Annotated in this window: 5 protein-coding genes; 3 read left to right on the top strand and 2 right to left on the bottom strand. The window is 63.6% G+C overall.

What is annotated here, in order from left to right; all coding sequences use genetic code 11:
* From DK261_RS25335 to DK261_RS25325, 3 genes are all read left to right on the top strand, one after another.
* Positions 1-4,652: DUF5801 repeats-in-toxin domain-containing protein (locus DK261_RS25335; protein ID WP_256597605.1), on the top strand; the 4,652-nt coding region annotated here is incomplete at its 5' end.
* Between the two features lie 262 nt (positions 4,653-4,914).
* Entirely contained in the window at positions 4,915-9,507 is a 4,593-nt protein-coding gene (locus DK261_RS25330; RefSeq protein ID WP_110176745.1) for a DUF5801 repeats-in-toxin domain-containing protein, read from the top strand.
* A 345-nt stretch (positions 9,508-9,852) separates the two neighbouring features.
* Complete coding sequence (locus DK261_RS25325) at positions 9,853-17,268, top strand: DUF5801 repeats-in-toxin domain-containing protein (RefSeq protein ID WP_110176743.1); 7,416 nt, start codon at positions 9,853-9,855, stop codon at positions 17,266-17,268.
* A gap of 251 nt (positions 17,269-17,519) precedes the next feature.
* Here the strand turns inward: DK261_RS25325 and DK261_RS25320 are convergent, their stop codons facing one another.
* Positions 17,520-18,236, bottom strand: coding sequence for a response regulator transcription factor (locus DK261_RS25320; protein WP_041989598.1), 717 nt, complete (start codon positions 18,234-18,236; stop codon positions 17,520-17,522).
* Between the two features lie 571 nt (positions 18,237-18,807).
* On the bottom strand, positions 18,808-20,169 hold the full coding sequence (locus DK261_RS25315) for a TolC family outer membrane protein (RefSeq protein ID WP_016703028.1): 1,362 nt from the start codon (positions 20,167-20,169) through the stop codon (positions 18,808-18,810).
* Positions 20,170-20,199 lie beyond the last annotated feature (30 nt).

Here is a 20,199-nt window from a genome sequence, read left to right as displayed (position 1 = left end):
AATCCCCCACCACCGACCTGACCGCTGATACCCCTACCGATCTGTACCCCGTCTTCCCCAGCAACGACACACTGACCAGCACTGCCCTGACGGACAGCGCGCAGATGGTCGTGGCGACCGGTGCAAGCGTGACCCTCGACGAAACCGCCGGGTTGCAGAACGCCACCGCCACGACCAGCCCCGCGGAAGACGCCAACGACAATGACATCCTGCTGGCCGCCCTGCCCTCGGCCTTCGCTGCCCGCTTGAGTGCCCTCGGCGCCGGTAGCGCGACAGGCGCGGCCTTGAGTGGCTACACCGGTGCCGCGGACAACACCGGCAGCAATGCCTTCACCGTCAACCTGGCGCCCGGCGCGACCAATATCGATATCAGCTTCACCGACAGCCTGGGCGCGCCGCTCAATGGCCTGGACAGCGGTCTGGATACCCTGGATGGCATCGACATCCTTCTCTATACCGATACGGACAACAACATCCTGCTGGGCCGGGCCGGTGGTCCTGGCGGCGCAATCGTGTTCGCGGCCTATATCGAAGAAACCGGGTCGCCGGTGTCAGGCGGCAAGATCTGGACCGTGGAATACCAGCCGCTCAAGCATCCGGACGCCAGTAATCCGGACGATGCCCTCAACCTGCTGAACAAGGTGTTTATCGGCGCCAGCCAGGACCTGACATTCAACCTGGCCAACGCGCCTTCCGGGCAGAACCTGTTCCTGATGTTCAGCAAGGCCACCCCGACAGTGGTCGACGATAACGGTGTCCTGCGGATCAGCGATCCGACGATCATCGCCACCGGCAAGGACCCCGCCAACCAATCGACGGGCGTCAACATCAGCACCGGCGACACCATCAACACCAGCCAGGCGGGTGGCCCGACCACCTTCGGCACCAACAGCCAGATGATCACGGAACAGGAAGGCATTCGTTTTACCTTCGTCACCGGCGCCCGGCAGGACATGACCATTCCCAACCTGGACCAGAACGAAGCCGATGAGGAAGACAACATCGACTTCACCGCGATGTTCAATGCCAAGGCGGCCAATTTCGATATCGTGCAGCTGCAAGGCGGCAAGAGTGCCGTGGTCAAGATCAGTGCCTTCAACACCGCGGCTGAATCCGGGGAGGCTTTCATCGACGGCTATGCCGGCGATACGGTGGTGGCGATCACCAATGTTCGCGTGATCAACAACGCCACCGGGCTGGTGATCGAAAACTCGGACGGTTCGGTGAACGATGCGAGCATCCTCATCAGCTTTACGGGTGGCGTGGCTACCATCACCGGCGTCAAGGCCGGCTACCAGATCGAATACACCACGGCCGCGGACCACAACCGGGTACTGATCGAAAACGGCGCGGCCCTCGATGCCAAGGGCAATACCCACGCTGACTTCGACATAGGTGGCTTCACCCTGCGCCAGGCCTCCACCACGACTGCCGAAATCGGCTCGAAGATGATCTTCGAGGACGATGGACCGGCCGCAGCCGGAACCGCCGTGGCCGGTACCGTCGATGAAGACGGCCTGGCCAGCGGTGTGGCCGGCGGTGTCGGCGACGTGCCTGGCGAAGCCATCACGGCCAGTGGCAGCGTGACCGGGATCTTCCAGTCCGGCGTCGATGTGCCGCTGAGCTTTAGCTTGTCGAGCGATACCAGCGGCCTGCCGGCATTGAGTTCGGGCGGAGTGGCGCTGGTGTACAGCGTGGCCGGCGATACCCTCACCGCCAAGGCGGGCGCCGTCGATGTGTTCACCTTCAGCCTCAGCACGGCAGGCGCCTATAGCTTTACCCTGCTCAAGCCGCTGGATCATGCGGCGGGCAACGACGAGAACGACATCACGATTAATCTGGGCTCGTTGCTGCGGGCCTCGGATAAGGATGGCGATACGGTGACGGCCGCCGCCGAGAAGCTGGTGATCACCGTCGATGACGATACGCCAACCGCGGCCGGAACTGCCGTGACCGGCACCGTCGACGAAGACGGCCTGGCCAATGGTATTGCCGGTGGTGTCGGCGACGTGGCGGGTCAGGCCACCAACGCCAGCGGCAGCGTGAGTGGCATCTTCCAGTCCGGGGCCGACGTGCCGCTGAGCTATACCCTGTTGAGTGACACCAGCGGCTTGCCGGCGTTGAGCTCCGGTGGCGTGGCGCTGACCTACAGCGTCCTGGGCGACACTCTCACCGCCAAGGCGGGCGCGGTCGATGTATTCACCTTCAGCCTCAGCGCCGCCGGTGCCTACAGCTTCACCCTGCTCAAGCCCCTGGATCACCCGGCCGGCAATAACGAGAACGACATCACGATCAACCTGGGCTCGTTGCTGCGAGCCACCGACAGCGACGGCGACACGGTGACCGCCGCGGCCGAGAAGCTGGTGATCATCGTCGATGACGATACGCCAACCGCAACCGGGACCGCCGAAGCCGGCACCGTCGATGAAGACGGCCTGGCCAATGGCATCGCTGGGGGTGTCGGCGACGTGGCTGGCGAAGCCACCACGGCCAGCGGCAGCGTCACCGGGATCTTCCAGTCCGGGGCCGACGTGCCGCTGAGCTATTCCCTGTCGAGTAATACCAGCGGTCTGCCAGCCCTGAGCTCGGGCGGGGTGGCACTGGTGTACAGCGTGCTGGGTGACACCCTGACCGCCAAAGCGGGCGCCGTCGATGTCTTCACCTTCAGCCTCAGCGCAGCGGGGGCCTACAACTTCGCCCTGCTCAAGCCCCTGGATCACCCCGCCGGCAATAACGAAAACGACATCACCCTCAACCTCGGCACCCTGCTGCAAGCCACCGACAAGGACGGCGACACGGTGACCGCCGCGGCCGAGAAACTGGTGATTACCGTCGATGACGACACACCAACCGCCAACGGAACTGCCGTGACTGGCACCGTCGACGAGGACGGCCTGGCCAATGGCATCGCCGGGGGTGTCGGTGACGTAGCTGGCGAGGCAACTGTCGCCAGCGGCAGCGTTACCGGGATCTTCCAGTCCGGTGCCGACGTGCCGCTGAGCTATTCCCTGTCGAGTAACACCAGTGGCTTGCCGGCCCTGAGTTCCGGCGGAGTGGCGCTGGCCTACAGCGTCCTGGGCAACACCCTGACCGCCAAGGCCGGTGCGACTGACGTGTTCACCCTGAGCCTGACGGTAGCGGGTGCCTACACCTTCACCCTGCTCAAGCCTCTGGATCACGCAGCCGGCAACGACGAGAACGACATCACCCTCAACCTGGGCACCTTGCTGCAAGCCACGGACAAGGACGGCGACACGGTGACCGCCGCAGCCGACAAGCTGGTGATCACCGTCGATGACGATACGCCGACCCTGGCCTTCGGCAACCTGATCGGCACCGGGACCGACCTGGCGCAACAAGGCTACTGGAACAAGGCGGCCGGAGCCGACGGGCTGGGCGCGGCCGGCCTGGACATTTCGCTGGTGAACAACCAGTTCACCCTGGTCCGGCCGGATAACACCACCACCATCGGCACCGGCACACTGGTCGAGCAGTCGCCGTCACCCGATGGCAATGGCGCCTACCAGTTCGCCGGGACCTTGACCGGCGACTTCGACAACAATGCGGCCACGGCGAATACCACTGTCCATTACACCCTGACCGCCAAGGCCGATGGCACCTATGCCCTGGACCTGCTGGAAGGTTTCCGTTCGATCGTCGTCCTCAGCAGTGCCGATGGCTCGCTGGATGCCGGTGGGCCGGACCCGGTACGCACGCTGACGATAGGCACCGAAGAGGTAGTGTTCTTCGGCGCCAATCCGCTGGCACCGCAGACCGGCGACAACAGCATCCTGACCGGTATCGGGCTCGGGGCGCCCGACCCGACCGAAGCCCAGTTGCAGACCAACCCGCTGCCATCGTTCATCGGTTCGGCGGCCATGAACGTCAGCACCTCGGGCATCGGTATCGCCAACAACAACCTGGAGGGCAACACCACGGCGGGCATCAATGCCGGTGACGAAAGTTTCGTGGTCAACCCCGAGACCTTGTTGACGGCCATGAAGATCTTTATCGACAACTCGGTACAGGGCTACGACCCGGCCACGGAAGAGCTGTACTACACGATCTACTACGACAACGGCACGACTTCGGGCGCGCCCATCAAGGTGCAGGCCGCCGACCTGCACGCGGAGGCCGGAAACCAGAAATCCTTCACCGTCCAGTGGGATGGCAGCCACCTGATCGACGCGGTCCAGCTCACCATGGGCAAGGGCACGATCAAGGTCCCGGTGATCCAGTTCATCAAGGAAACCCAGAGCCTGGCCAGCGATATCCAGCTGGCGTTCAACGCCACGATCACGGACAAGGATGGCGATACGGCAACCAGCGCATTCGACGCCAACCTGTTCGCCAACGACCCGAGCGACGCCTTGTTCGACTTCAGGCTGGTGGGCACCACGGGTGAACGGGATGCCTTCAACATCGATCTGTCGGTGGCCGAGAACCAGTACCAGGTCACAGGCTTCGATGCCGGAGCAGGCCAGCGCGATGCGGTGGTACTGGTTGGTGACCCGGGCGCCACTGTGCAGTCGATCAACAATGCCGGCAACGACAGCATCGTGACGATTGCCGAGACCGGCGGACAGCTGACGACCATCACCCTGCTCGGGGTCGACCTGCTCAATACCGACATTGTCCTGAGCAGCGTCTGAAACCTGGCGCGTCAAACCAAAACGAGGGTGGCCTGGAAACCGCCCTCGTTTTTTTTGCCGCGCCGAACGCTCAAGCAGCGCAAGGCTTGAAGGGCACGGCGCCTGCGCCTCATCCCGCTTCCCCGCCCAGGTAGGCTGAAACTCCCAGCCCGCCTGGGAGTATCGGCCAATGCGCATTCTGCGGTGCATCCCCATAGTTGTGGCATCTGCCAGCAGAGGGCCCAGTGCGGCCCCAACGACTGGAACTGCCTAGGAGAATGTCATGACCACCCTGCAAGAAAACCTATCCCTCACGAGCGACCCGCTCGTGGTAGCGACCGGCGTCAATGTTGCCCTGGACGAAACCAGCGGGTTGCAGAACGCCACGGCCACGCCAGCCCCTGCGGGGGACGCCGACGACAATGACATTCTGCTGGCCGCCCTGCCCTCGGCCTTCGCCACCCGCTTGACCGCCCTTGGCGCGGGTACCGCAACGGATGCCGCCTTGAGTGGCTACACCGGTGCCGTGGGTGACACCGGCAGCAATGCCTTCACCCTCAACCCGACGCCCGGCGCGGACATTACCGATATCAAGTTCACCGACAGCCTGGGCGCGCCGCTCAATGGCCTGGACAGCGGCCTGGATACCCTCGATGGCACCAGCATCCTGCTCTATACCGATACGGACAATAACAACATCGTCCTGGGCCGGGCCGGTGGCCCTGACGGCGCCATCGTGTTCGCCGGCTACATCGAGGAAACCGGGTCGCCGGTCTCGGGCGGCAAGCTCTGGACCGTGGAATACCAACCGCTCAAGCACCCGGACGCGAGCAACCCGGACGATGCCCTCAACCTGCTGAACAAGGTGTTCGTCGGTGCCAGCCAGGACCTGAAGTTCAGCCTGGCCAATGCGCCTTCCGGGCAGAACCTGTTCCTGATGTTCACCACAGCCAACCCGACGGTGGTCGATGACGGGGGTGTCCTGCGGATCAGCGATCCGACGATCATCGCCACCGGCAAGGACCCCGCCGACGAGTCGACGGGCGTCAACATCAACACCGGTGACACCATCAACACCAGCCAGGCAGGCGGCCCGACCACCTTCGGCACCAACAACCAGATGATCGTGGAACAGGAAGGCATTCGTTTTACCTTCGTCACCGGCGCCCGGCAGGACGTGACCATTCCCAATCTGGATCAGAACGAAGCGGATGTCGAAGCCAACATCGACTACACCGCGGTCTTTAATGCGAAGACCGCCAATTTCGATGTGGTGCAGTTGCAAAGCGGCAAGAGTGCGGTGGTAAAAATCAGTGCCTTCAGCACCGCGGTTGAAAGCGGCACGGACTTCGTCAACGGCTATGCGAACGATACGTCGGTGGCCATCACCAGTGTTCTGGTCATCGACAACAGCACCGGGCAAGTGATCGAGAACTCGAACGGCTCGGTGAATGATCCGAGCATTGCCATCAGCTTTGCCAGCGGGGTGGCCACCGTCACTGGCGTCAAGGCCGGCTACAAGATCGAATACACCACCACCGCGGACCACAACCGCGTACTGATCGAGAACGGCGCCGCCCTGGACGCCAAGGGCAATGACCACGCCGACTTCGACATCGGTGGCTTCGTCCTGCGCCAGGCCGCCACCACGACCGCCGAAATCGGCTCGCAGATGATCTTCGAGGACGATGGGCCGGCCGCAGCCGGAACCGCCGTGGCTGGCACCGTCGATGAAGACGGCCTGGCCAATGGCGTTGCCGGCGGTGTCGGCGATGTGGCCGGCGAGGCCACCGTGGCCAGCGGCAGCGTCACCGGGATCTTCCAGTCCGGCGTCGATGTACCGCTGAGCTTTAGCTTGTCGAGCGACACCAGCGGCCTGCCAGCCCTGAGTTCCGGCGGGGTGGCACTGGTGTACAGCGTGGTAGGCGACACCCTGACCGCCAAGGCCGGTGCAGTCGATGTGTTCACCTTCAGCCTCAGCGCCGCGGGGGCCTATAGCTTCACCCTGCTCAAGCCGCTGGATCACGCGGCCGGTAATGACGAGAACGACATCACCATCAACCTGGGCAGCCTGCTGCAAGCCACGGATAAGGACGGGGACACGGTCACCGCCGCCGCCGAGAAACTGGTGATCACCGTCGATGACGATACGCCAACCGCGACCGGCACCGCCGTGACCGGCACCGTCGATGAAGACGGATTGGCCAATGGTATTGCCGGCGGTGTCGGTGATGTAGCGGGTGAAGCCACCGTGGCCAGCGGCAGCGTCACCGGCATCTTCCAGTCCGGTGCCGACGTGCCATTGACCTATGCCTTGTCCAGTGACACCAGTGGCTTGCCGGCATTGAGTTCGGGTGGAGTGGCGCTGGTCTACAGCGTCCTGGGCGACACCCTCACCGCCAAGGCCGGTGCAGTCGATGTGTTCACCTTCAGCCTCAGCGCCGCGGGTGCCTATAGCTTCACCCTGCTGCAGCCGCTGGACCATCCAGCCGGCAATGACGAGAACGACATCACGATCAACCTGGGTAGCCTGCTGCAAGCCACGGACAAGGACGGCGACACGGTAACGGCCGCGCCCGAGAAGCTGGTGATCACCGTCGATGACGATACGCCAACGGCAACCGGAGCCGCCGAGGCCGGCACCGTCGATGAAGACGGCCTGGCCAATGGCATCGCCGGTGGTATCGGCGACGTGGCTGGCGAAGCCACCACGGCCAGCGGCAGCGTCACCGGGATCTTCCAGTCCGGTGCCGATGGACTGCTGAGTTTTTCCTTGTCGAGCGATACCAGCGGCCTGCCGGCCTTGAGTTCCGGTGGCGTGGCGCTGGTCTATAGCGTGCTGGGGGATACCCTCACCGCCAAGGCGGGTGCCGTCGATGTATTCACCTTCAGCCTCAGTGCCGCCGGGGCCTACACCTTCACCCTGCTCCAGCCTCTGGATCATCCAGCCGGCAACGATGAAAACGACATCACCCTCAACCTCGGCACCTTGCTGCAAGTCACGGACAAGGATGGCGACACGGTAACGGCCGCCGCCGAGAAGCTGGTGATCACCGTCGATGACGACACGCCAACCGCCAATGGCACTGCGGTGACTGGCACCGTCGATGAGGACGGCCTGGCCAATGGCATTGCCGGCGGTGTCGGCGATGTGGCCGGTGAGGCGACTGTCGCCAGCGGCAGCGTGGCCGGGATCTTCCAGTCCGGGGCCGACGTGCCGCTGAGCTTTAGCTTGTCGAGTAACACCAGCGGCCTGCCAGCCCTGAGTTCCGGCGGGGTGGCACTGGCCTACAGCGTCCTGGGCAACACCCTGACCGCCAAGGCGGGCGCAACCGACGTGTTCACCCTGAGCCTCACGGTAGCGGGTGCCTACACCTTCACCCTGCTCAAGCCGCTGGATCACGCAGCCGGTAACGACGAGAACGACATCACGATCAACCTCGGCACGCTGCTGCAAGCCACCGACAAGGACGGCGACACGGTGACCGCCGCGGCCGACAAGCTGGTGATCACCGTCGATGACGACACCCCGACCCTGGCCTTCGGCAACCTGATCGGCACCGGCACCCAGCTGGCGCAACAAGGCTACTGGAACCTGGGGGCCGGCGCCGACGGGCTGAATGCAGCCGGCCTGGACATTTCGCTGGTGAACAACCAGTTCACCCTGGTCCGGCCGGATGACACCACCACCACCGGGACCGGCACGCTGGTCGAGCAGTCGCCATCACCCGATGGCAATGGCGCCTACCAGTTCGCGGGCACCTTGACCGGTGATTTCGACAACAACGCGGCCACCGCCGATACCACCGTGCACTACACCCTGAGTGCCTACGCCAACGGCACCTATGCCCTGGACCTGGAGGAAGGCTTCCGTTCGGTCATCGTCCTCAGCAGTGCCGATGGCTCGCTGGATGCCGGTGGGCCGGACCCTGTGCGCACGCTGACGATAGGCACCGAAGAGGTGGTGTTCTTTGGTGCCAATCCGCTGGCACCGCAAACCGGCGATAACAGCATCCTGACCGGCATCGGGCTCGGGGCGCCCGACCCGACCGAAGCGCAACTGCAGACCAACCCCCTGCCGTCGTTCATCGGCACGGCGGCGTTGAACGTCAGCACGTCCGGTATCGGCATCGCCAACAACAACCTGGAGGGCAACACCACCGCCGGCATCAATGCCGGTGACGAGAGCTTTGTGGTCAACCCCGAGACGCTGTTGACGGCCATGAAGGTCTATATCGACAACTCGGTGCAGGGCTACAACCCGGCCACGGAAGAGCTGTACTACACGATCTACTTCGACAACGGCACGACCTCGGGCGCGCCCATCAAGGTGCAGGCCGCCGACCTGCATGCGGAAGCGGGAGGCCAGACATCCTTTACCCTGGAGTGGGACGACATCCACAAGATCGATGCGGTCCAGCTCACCATGGGCAAGGGTACGATCAAGATCCCGGTGATCGAGTTCATTCAGGAGACCGAGAGCCTGGCCAGCGATATCAAGCTCGCGTTCAACGCGACGGTGACGGACAAGGATGGCGACACCGCGACCAGCGCGTTCGACGCCAATCTGTTCGCCAACGACCCGGCCGATGCGCTCTTCGACTTCAGGTTGGTGGGCACCACGGGTGAGCGGGATGCGTTCAACATCGACCTGTCGGTGGCCGAGAACCAGTACCAGGTCACAGGCTTCGATGCGGGCGCAGGCCAGCGCGATGCGGTGGTGCTTATTGGTGACCCGGGCGCCACTGTGCAGTCGATCAACAACGCCGGCGCCGACAGTATCGTGACGGTGGCCGAGACCGGCGGACAGTTGACGACCATCACCCTGGTCGGGGTCGACCTGCTCAATACCGATATTGTGCTGGGCAGCGTCTGAAACCTGGCGCGTCAAACCCAAGCGAGGGTGGCCTGGAAACCACCTTCGCTTTTTTTGGGCTCCCCTATCTACAGCTCCGACATGAGAGCCGCGCCGAACACTCAAGCCGCCCGTCGAACAGCTCTACGACAGGCCTGTCGCCGCCCATCGCAGGCTAACCCAAAGCCCCCTTGCGCGATCGCTGCCTTACCGCCTCCCGTGTCCCCTGCCGCATGGGCTGAAACTCCCATCCGGCCTGGGAGTATCGGCCAATGCGCAATCTGCGACGCATCTTCATAGTTGTCGTATCTGCCAACAGAGGGCCCAGGTGCGGCTTCGACGACTGGAATTGCCCGGGAGAACGTCATGACTATTTCTAAAAAAAACCCATCCCCCACGAACGACCTGACCGCTGACACCAGCACCGCTCTCTACCCCGTTTTCTCCAGCGACAACACGCTGGCCGTCAGCACTGCCCAGGTGAACAGCGCTTCGTCCATCCTGGTGAACGGTGCGAGCGTGACCCTGGACGAAACCACCGGGTTGCAGAACGCCACTGCGACGCCAAGCCCCGCCGGAGACGCTGACGACAATGACATCCTGCTGGCGGCCCTGCCCTCGGCCTTCGCTACGCGGTTGACGGCCCTTGGGGCCGGAACCGCAACGGACGCCGCCTTGAGTGGCTACACCGGTACCGTGGGCGACACGGGCAGCAATGCCTTCACCCTGACGCCCGGCACGAACGTCAGCGATATCAAGTTCACCGACAGCCTCGGCGCGCCGCTCAATGGCCTGGACAGCGGGCTGGATACCCTCGATGGCACCAGCATCCTTCTCTATACGGATACGGACAACAACATCCTGCTGGGCCGGGCCGGTGGCCCTGCCGGTGCGATTGTGTTCGCGGCCTATATCGAAGAGACCGGATCGCCGGTATCCGGCGGCAAGCTCTGGACCGTGGAATACCAACCGCTCAAGCACCCGGATGCCAGCAACCCGGACGATGCCCTCAACCTGCTGAACAAGGTGTTTGTCAGCACCGTCCAGGACGCGGGATTCAGCCTGGCCAATGCACCCTCCGGGCAGAACCTGTTCCTGATGTTCACGGCGGCGAACCCGACGGTGATCAACGACGGTGGCGTCTTGCGGATCACCAATCCGACGCTGATCGCCACCGGTAAGGACCCGGCGGACCAGTCGAGCGGCGCGAACATCAACACAGGCGATACGATCAATACCAGCCAGGGCGGTGGCCCGACCACCCTGGGCACCAACAACCAGATGATTGTGGAACAGGAAGGCATTCGTATTTCGTTCGTCACCGGCGCCCGGCAGAACGTGACCGTGCCCAACCTGGATCAGAACGAAGCGGATGTGGAATCCAATATCGACTTCACCGCGGTCTTTAATACCAAGACAGCCAGTTTCGATGTCGTGCAGCTGCAAGGCGGCAAGACGGCGATGGTGAAAGTCAGCGCATACAGCACTGCGGCCGAACCTGGCGTGAATTTCATCAATGGCTATGCGAACGATGCGTCAGTGGCCATCACCCATATTCGCGTGATCAACAAAAGCACCGGGCTGGTGATCGAGAACTCCGACGGTTCGGTGAATGATCCGAGCATTGCCATCAGCTTTTCCGGCGGCGTGGCAACCATCACCGGCGTCAAGGCCGGCTACCAGATTGAATACACCACCACCGCGGATCACAACCGCGTGCTGGTCGAGAACGGGGCAGCCACCGATGCCAGGGGCGATGACCACGCCGATTTCGATATCGGTGGTTTCACCCTGCGCCAAGCCTCTACCAGCACCGCCGAAATCGGCTCGAAGATGATCTTTGAGGACGATGGGCCGGCAGCGGCCGGTACCCCTGCGGCCGGCACCGTCGATGAGGACGGCCTGGCCAACGGCATCGCCGGCGGTGTCGGCGACGTACCTGGCGAAGCCACCACGGCCAGCGGCAGCGTGACCGGGATCTTCCAGTCCGGCGTCGATGTGCCGCTGAGCTTTAGCTTGTCGAGCGATACCAGCGGCCTGCCAGCCCTGAGTTCGGGTGGAGTGGCACTGGTCTATAGCGTCGCCGGCGACACCCTGACCGCCAAGGCGGGTGCCGTCGATGTGTTCACCTTCAGCCTCAGTGCAGCCGGTGCCTACAGCTTCACCTTGCTGCAACCGCTGGACCATCCAGCCGGCAATGACGAGAACGACATTACGATCAACCTGGGTAGCCTGCTGCAAGCCACGGATAAGGACGGTGACACGGTGACGGCCGCCGCCGAGAAACTGGTGATCACCATCGATGACGACACGCCAACCGCAACCGGAGCCGCCGAGGCCGGTACTGTCGATGAAGACGGCCTGGCCAATGGCATTGCCGGCGGTGTCGGCGACGTAGCTGGCGAAGCCACGACTGCCAGCGGTAGCGTTACCGGTATCTTCCAGTCCGGGGCCGATGTACCGCTGAGCTATAGCTTGTCGAGTGATACCAGCGGTCTGCCGGCCCTGAGCTCCGGTGGAGTGGCGCTGGTCTACAGCGTCCTGGGCGACACCCTGACCGCCAAGGCGGGCGCCGTCGATGTCTTCACCTTCAGCCTTAGCGCCGCGGGTGCCTACAGCTTCAGCCTGCTGCAGCCGCTGGACCATCCAGCCGGCAATGATGAAAACGACATCACCCTTAACCTCGGCACGCTGCTGCAAGCTACCGACAAGGACGGCGACACGGTGACGGCCGCCGCCGAGAAACTGGTGATCACCATCGATGACGACACGCCAACGGCGGCCGGAGCCGCCGAGGCTGGTACCGTCGATGAAGACGGATTGGCCAATGGTATTGCCGGTGGTGTCGGTGATGTAGCGGGCGAAGCCACGACGGCCAGCGGCAGCGTCACGGCGATCTTCCAGTCCGGCGCCGATGTACCGCTGACTTACTCCCTGTCGAGCGACACCAGCGGCTTGCCGGCATTGAGTTCGGGCGGAGTGGCGCTGGTGTATAGCGTGGTAGGCGACACCCTGACCGCCAAAGCCGGTGCCGTCGATGTATTCACCTTCAGCCTCAGTGCCGCCGGTGCCTACAGCTTTACCCTGCTGCAGCCGCTGGATCATCCAGCCGGCAATGATGAAAACGACATCACCATCAATCTGGGCACGATACTCCAGGCCACGGATAACGATGGCGACACGGTAACGGCTGCCGCCGACAAGCTGGCGATTACCGTCGATGACGACACGCCAACCGCAACCGGAGCCGCCGAGGCCGGTACCGTCGATGAAGACGGCCTGGCCAATGGCATTGCCGGCGGTGTCGGCGACGTAGCGGGCGAAGCCATCACGGCCAGCGGTAGCGTTACCGGTATCTTCCAGTCCGGTGCCGACGTGCCACTGACCTATAGCTTGTCGAGTGACACCAGTGGCTTGCCGGCATTGAGTTCGGGCGGAGTGGCGCTGGTGTATAGCGTGGTAGGCGACACCCTGACCGCCAAGGCCGGCGCGGTCGATGTATTCACCTTCAGCCTCAGTGCCGCCGGTGCCTACAGCTTCAGCCTGCTGCAGCCGCTGGATCATCCAGCCGGCAATGATGAAAACGACATCACCATCAATCTGGGCACGATACTCCAGGCCACGGATAACGATGGCGACACGGTAACGGCCGACGCCGAGAAACTGGTGATTACCGTCGATGACGACACGCCAACCGCAACCGGAGCCGCCGAGGCCGGAACCGTCGACGAAGATGGCCTGGCCAATGGCATCGCCGGTGGTGTTGGCGACGTGCCTGGCGAAGCCACGGCGGCCAGCGGCAGCGTGACAGGGATCTTCCAGTCCGGTGCCGATGTACCGCTGACTTACTCCTTGTCGAGCGATACCAGCGGCTTGCCGGCGCTGAGCTCGGGCGGCGTGGCGCTGGTGTATAGCGTCGCGGGTGACACCCTGACTGCCAAGGCCGGCGCCGTCGATGTGTTCACCTTCAGCCTCAGCGCCGCGGGCGCCTACAGCTTCAGCCTGCTGCAGCCGCTGGACCATCCAGCCGGCAATGATGAAAACGACATCACCCTTAACCTCGGCACGCTGCTGCAAGCTACCGACAAGGACGGTGACACGGTAACCGCCGCCGCCGAGAAACTGGTGATTACCATCGATGACGATACGCCAACCGCAACCGGAGCCGCCGAGGCCGGTACTGTCGATGAGGACGGCCTGGCCAACGGTATTGCCGGTGGCGTCGGTGATGTAGCGGGTGAAGCCACAGTCGCCAGCGGCAGCGTGACGGGCATCTTCCAGTCCGGCGCCGATGTACCACTGACCTATAGCTTGTCGAGTGATACCAGCGGCCTGCCAGCCCTGAGTTCGGGTGGAGTGGCACTGGTGTACAGCGTCGCGGGTGACACCCTGACCGCCAAGGCGGGCGCCGTCGATGTATTCACCTTCAGCCTCAGTGCCGCCGGTGCCTACAGCTTCACCCTGCTCCAACCGCTGGATCACCCAGCGGGCGACAACGAAAACGACATCACCCTTAACCTGGGGACCTTGCTGAAAGCCACCGACAAGGACGGCGACACCGTGACGGCCGCCGCCGAGAAGCTGGTGATCACCGTCGATGACGATACGCCAACCGCAACCGGAGCCGCCGAGGCCGGTACTGTCGATGAAGACGGATTGGCCAATGGTATTGCCGGTGGTGTGGGCGACGTAGCGGGCGAAGCCACGGCGGCCAGCGGCAGCGTGACCGGTATCTTCCAGTCCGGTGCCGACGTACCGCTGACCTACTCCTTGTCGAGCGATACCAGTGGCTTGCCGGCATTGAGTTCGGGCGGAGTGGCGCTGGTGTATAGCGTCGCCGGCGACACCCTCACTGCCAAGGCGGGCGCCGTCGATGTGTTCACCTTCAGCCTCAGTGCCGCCGGTGCCTACAGCTTTACCCTGCTGCAGCCGCTGGACCATCCAGCGGGCAACGACGAGAACGACATCACCCTCAACCTGGGGACCTTGCTGAAGGCCACCGACAAGGATGGCGACACCGTGACGGCCGCGGCCGAGAAACTGGTGATTACCGTCGATGACGACACCCCAACCGCGAACGGCACCGCCGAGGCTGGTACCGTCGATGAAGACGGCCTGGCCAATGGCATCGCCGGTGGTGTGGGCGACGTGCCTGGCGAAGCCACGGCGGCCAGCGGCAGCGTGACCGGTATCTTCCAGTCCGGTGCCGATGTACCGCTGACTTACTCCTTGTCGAGCGATACCAGCGGCTTGCCGGCGCTGAGCTCGGGTGGAGTGGCGCTGGTCTATAGCGTCGCCGGCGACACCCTGACTGCCAAGGCGGGCGCCGTCGATGTGTTCACCTTCAGCCTCAGCGCCGCGGGTGCCTACAGCTTTACCCTGCTGCAACCGCTGGACCATCCAGCGGGCAACGACGAGAACGACATCACCATTAATCTGGGCACGATACTCCAGGCCACGGATAACGATGGCGACACCGTGACGGCTGCCGCCGAGAAACTGGCGATCACCGTCGATGACGATACGCCAACCGCAACCGGAGCCGCCGAGGCCGGAACCGTCGATGAAGACGGCCTGGCCAATGGTATTGCCGGTGGTGTCGGCGATGTAGCGGGTGAAGCCATCACGGCCAGCGGTAGCGTTACCGGTATCTTCCAGTCGGGTGCCGACGTACCGCTGACCTACTCCTTGTCGAGCGATACCAGCGGCTTGCCGGCGCTGAGTTCGGGTGGAGTGGCGCTGGTGTATAGCGTGGTAGGCGACACCCTGACCGCCAAGGCCGGCGCGGTCGATGTATTCACCTTCAGCCTCAGTGCAGCCGGTGCCTACAGCTTCACCTTGCTGCAGCCGCTGGACCATCCAGCCGGCAATGACGAGAACGACATCACCCTCAACCTGGGTACCTTGCTGCAAGCCACCGATAAGGACGGTGACACAGTGACGGCCGCCGCCGAGAAACTGGTGATTACCGTCGATGACGACACCCCAACCGCCAATGGAGCCGCCGTGACCGGCACCGTCGATGAAGACGGCCTGGCCAATGGCATCGCCGGTGGTATCGGCGACGTGGCCGGTGAAGCCACCGTCGCCAGCGGCAGTGTGACCGGTATCTTCCAGTCCGGGGCCGACGTACCGCTGAGCTACTCCTTGTCGAGTAACACCAGCGGCTTGCCAGCCCTGAGCTCCGGTGGCGTGGCGCTGGCCTACAGCGTCCTGGGCAACACTCTGACCGCCAAGGCCGGCGCGACTGACGTGTTCACCCTGAGCCTGACGGTAGCGGGTGCCTACACCTTCACCCTGCTCCAGCCACTGGATCACGCGACGGGCAACGATGAGAACGACCTCGTCCTCAACCTGGGCACCCTGCTGCAGGCTACCGACAAGGATGGCGACACCGTGACCGCCGCGGCCGACAAACTGGTGATTACCGTCGATGACGACACGCCAACCCTGGCCTTCGGCAACCTGATCGGCACGGGGACCGACCAGGCGCAACAAGGCTACTGGAACCTGGGGACTGGCGCCGACGGGCTGAATGCAGCCGGCCTGGATATCTCGCTGGTGAACGGCCAGTTCACCCTGGTCCGGCCGGACGATACGACCACCACCGGCACCGGTACGCTGGTCGAGCAGTCGCCGTCACCCGATGGCAATGGCGCCTACCAGTTCGCGGGCACCTTGACCGGTGACTTCGACAACAACGCAGCCACGGCGGATACCACCGTGCACTACACGCTGAGCGCCTATGCCAACGGCACCTATGCCCTGGACCTGGAGGAAGGCTTCCGTTCGGTCATTGTCCTCAGCAGTGCCGATGGCGCGCTGGATGCCGGTGGCCCGGACCCCGTGCGCACGCTGACGATCGGCACCGAGGACATCGTGTTCTTCGGCGCCAACCCGCTGGCTCCCGCTAGCGGCGCGAACAGCATCCAGACCGGCATCGGGGTCGGGGCGCCCGACCCTACCGAAGCGCAACTGCAGACCAACCCGCTGCCATCGTTCATCGGCTCGGCAGCCTTGAACGTCAGCACGGCCGGTATCGGCATCGCCAACAACCTGCTCCAGGGCGACAACCTGGCGGCGATCGGCGCGGCCGATGAAAGCTTCGTGGTCAACCCGGAAAGCCTGCTGACGAGCATGAAGGTGTTTATCGACAACTCCGTGGGCGGCTACAACACGGCCACCGAGGACCTGTACTACAGGGTCTTCTACGAAGATGGCACCTTCTCCAACCTGATCGAGGTCAACACCCTGACGCCAGAGGCCGGTGGGCAGGTGTCCTTCACCGTCGAGCAATCGGCCACATCGCTGATCGATGCGGTCCAGCTGACGATGGCCCGGGGCGAGATCAAGATCCCGACGATCCTGTTCACCCATGAGACCGAGAGCCTGGCCAGCGACGTCAAGCTGGCGTTCAACGCGACGGTGACGGACAAGGATGGCGACACCGCGACCAGCGCGTTCGACGCCAACCTGTTCGCCAACGACCCGGCCGACGCCCTCTTCGACTTCAGGCTGGTGGGCACCACGGGTGAGCGTGATGCGTTCAACATCGACCTGTCGGTGGCCGAGAACCAGTACCAGGTCAGCGGCTTCGATGCCGGCGCAGGCCAGCGCGATGCGGTGGTGCTCATTGGTGATGCGGGCGCGGTCGTGCAGTCGATCAACAACGCCGGCGCCGACAGCATCGTCACGGTGGCCGAGACCGGTGGGCAGATAACGACCATTACCCTGGTCGGGGTCGACCTGCTCAATACCGATATCGTAATGGGCAGCGTCTGAAACCTCGCGCATGCGAATAAAAGCGAGGGTGGCCTGGAAACCACCCTCGCTTTTTTTGCCGCTACCGCCCGGAATTCCCCTACTCTCATCCGCGACAAACGCCCAGGCAGCGCAAAGAACGCGGCGGCATGCCAGCGCATTCACGGGGCAGGAAACAATGAGCACGGCATCGCCCTCGGCCTGGGCCCCCAGGTCGACGACGACAAGGACAGCGACAAGGACAGCCACCGGGCTGCCTTGTCTTGATCAACTCATTCCAGTTCCACCCACGTCGAGTCAGGCGGCTCTTCGTCATCGGTGAGCCCGTGCTTGAGCGCATACATCAGCAAGTCGATGCGGTTGATCAGGTTGAGCTTCTGATAGATGTTGCTGAGGTGGTTATGCACGGTGTGTTCACTGATGCCCAGGTGCTCGGCGATGCTCATGTACTTGGCGGACGGATCGCCGACGATGGCGCGAATCAGCTCCCGCTCGCGCAGCGTCAGCCGCGCCTGTTTCGCCTGCTCCAGGTTGCATCGCAAGGGTATGTGCCGGGTCGCGGCATAGCCGGAAAGCCCGCCGGACCAGGCTCGGTCCAGCCCTACGTCGTAATAGTGGACCTTGATGATGGCCCGGACGATCGATTCCGTCGGGTCTTCCGCCAGCACGATGCCACGCGCGCCCGCCTCGATCGCCTGGGCAACCGGGACGGATTCGTACAGGCCCTTGAGCACCAGCAGCTTGATATCCGGGCGGCGGGTCAGCCCTGCGACCACCTCCAGGGGGTTCAACGCATCCGGAAAGAAACTGAAAAAAATCACATTGGGACGCAGCTGATCGGCAAGGTCCAGCGCATTGGTGTAGGTGGTGGCCTGGCCACTCACCTCCATCCGGGGCTTCCTCGCATTGATCAAATCATGAAGCCCCATAAGAACGAGGGGACGGCAATCGATCAGCATCACGCGTATCGTTTTTTTATGGTCTGGCATGATCTTTCTGCCTCCCCTTGAAAAACGATGACCTTCATACGCGTTGGCCTTCCTTGATCGGCCACTCGCTCTTGAAGGACGGATGCGAGCGCCGACAGGCTCTGGAAGTGCCCACCCGGGTCTTGGCGAGCCGGGGTACAGGCAGACATTGCGGGGGTTTCCCGAAGCCCGGCAAAGCTATTGAAACCACATAAATAAGAATAACTATCAATAGTTTGCATGTGCTGCAGGGCATCCGCGAGCCCTCAATTGAGTCTAGGCCAGCCCACTGTGCTGCCTGCCAACCCATCCGTCGGTCTTCGACTCAGGCCGGGTGCGGGTCACGTGGTCGATGCTCCCCCGAGGCGCCCTGCCCCCTGCAAATCAAGGTCTTAGGCGCGCTGCGGGGGACCTGCGGGCAGACTCGGATCCAACCAGGCTCGTCAATTAACAGACGAGTGGCGCGCGGATAAGTCAGTGTTTATTAAGGGCGTCAATTTATCGACGAAGCCGGCAGTGCCATGAAACCAGCGGCTCGACGCCGATCCCCCACAGAAGTGATTGGCCAGCCGGGACACCACTGTCCCGGTGTCTACTCCTGGTCCTCGATGCCAACGCCCATGGCCTGGCCGGCGCTACCGGGACTGAGCCAGGCATTCACATTCTCGACACTTTCCACCGGCGGTTTGCCCGCCCAGCGATTGAGGCTGAAGACGTTGCTGAGGAACTCGTATTGCGTCTTGAGCAGGTCGCGCCGGGCGCGGAACTCGTTGCGCACGCTGGCCAGTACATCGACGGCGTTGACCATGCCGTAGCTCAGCCCCTTCTCCGCCGCCACCCGGGACAGCTGGGCCGAGGCCAGGGCCGAACGGCTGGCGTCGATCTTCTCGCCGTTCGAATTGGCGGTCAGGTAGGCGCTGGTGATCTCCTTGACCACCCGGCGCCGGATCGCTTCCAGCTGCTGCTCGGCGACCAGTTGGTCCTGGTAAAGCCCACGGACCCGCGCCGAGGTCGAGCCGCCGCTGTACAGCGGCACCTGGACGCCGATGCCGGCGACATAGCTGTCGGTGCGTGGCGCCAGGGTGTTGTTGTAACCCTCGTTGGTCTGTTGCGCACTGAGGTTCAGGCTCACCGTCGGATAGTGCCCGCCCTTGCCACTGCGCAACGCTGCGTTGGCGGCTTCGGCGCCGCTCTCGCTGGCCTTGAGCGTCGGGTTCAGCTCCATGCCATCGCGTACCCAGGACTCCAGGCTCTGCGCCGAAACCCGCAGTTGCGCGTCGTTGCGAATCCGGTTGAGCTTCTCCTTGACCGGCCGGCCGACGATTTCCGCCAGCGCCTCGCGACTGATGCGGGCCTGGTTGCGGGCATCCAGCTCCTGGGCCGCGAGCAGGTCCACCCGGGCCTTGAGGTCGAGCTGGTCGGTAACCATTGCCATCTGCTTTTCGTACAGCGCATTGACCCGGTCCAGGCTCTTTTGCGTGGTTCGCCGCTCCGCCCGCACCAGCTCCAGCTCATCCTCGGCCGCCAGCGCGGTGAAGTAGCGCCGCGCCAGTTCCACCGCGGCCTCGGCCTGGGTATCCAGCGCTTCGGATTCGGACTGCTTGGCCAGGCTCTTGAACTTCTGGTAGTTCTCCCACGCGGCCTTGTTGTAGAGGTACTGGCGCAGCACCAGGCTGTAGCTTTCGCTATCGAAACTGCGCTCCTGTATCAGGTCGTTTTCCTGGTGGATCCGGTTCGTCCCGGCATTCAGCGACAGTTGCGGCAACAGCGCCCCCAGCGCCTCGCGTTGATGCTCCTTGCCGGCCTGCGCTTGCGCAAAAGACGCCAGGACCTGTGGATCTTCCAGCCGCGCCTCGCGATACAACTGCATGAGGTCGGTGGAATAGGTCGAGGCGCTGACCCCGGTCGACGTTACCGCAGCGGTTTGCGCCAAGGCGGCCCCCGCTGCCAGCATGAATGCACTCCCTAGCAGAACTGACGGCGC

Origin of the sequence: Pseudomonas sp. RW409 (assembly GCF_003184125.1) — a bacterium.
In the GTDB taxonomy this organism is placed as follows: domain Bacteria; phylum Pseudomonadota; class Gammaproteobacteria; order Pseudomonadales; family Pseudomonadaceae; genus Aquipseudomonas; species Aquipseudomonas chlororaphis_I.
Note: the sequence above shows the minus strand (reverse complement) of the source record. Positions and strands in the feature narration are given on the sequence as shown.

Excerpts from the sequence above, each read along its gene's own strand:
- DK261_RS25330 (WP_110176745.1), top strand. The coding sequence starts at position 4,915 with ATGACCACCCTGCAAGAAAACCTATCCCTCACGAGCGACCCGCTCGTG.
- DK261_RS25325 (WP_110176743.1), top strand. The coding sequence starts at position 9,853 with ATGACTATTTCTAAAAAAAACCCATCCCCCACGAACGACCTGACCGCT.
- DK261_RS25320 (WP_041989598.1), bottom strand. The coding sequence starts at position 18,236 with ATGCCAGACCATAAAAAAACGATACGCGTGATGCTGATCGATTGCCGT.
- DK261_RS25315 (WP_016703028.1), bottom strand. The coding sequence starts at position 20,169 with ATGCTGGCAGCGGGGGCCGCCTTGGCGCAAACCGCTGCGGTAACGTCG.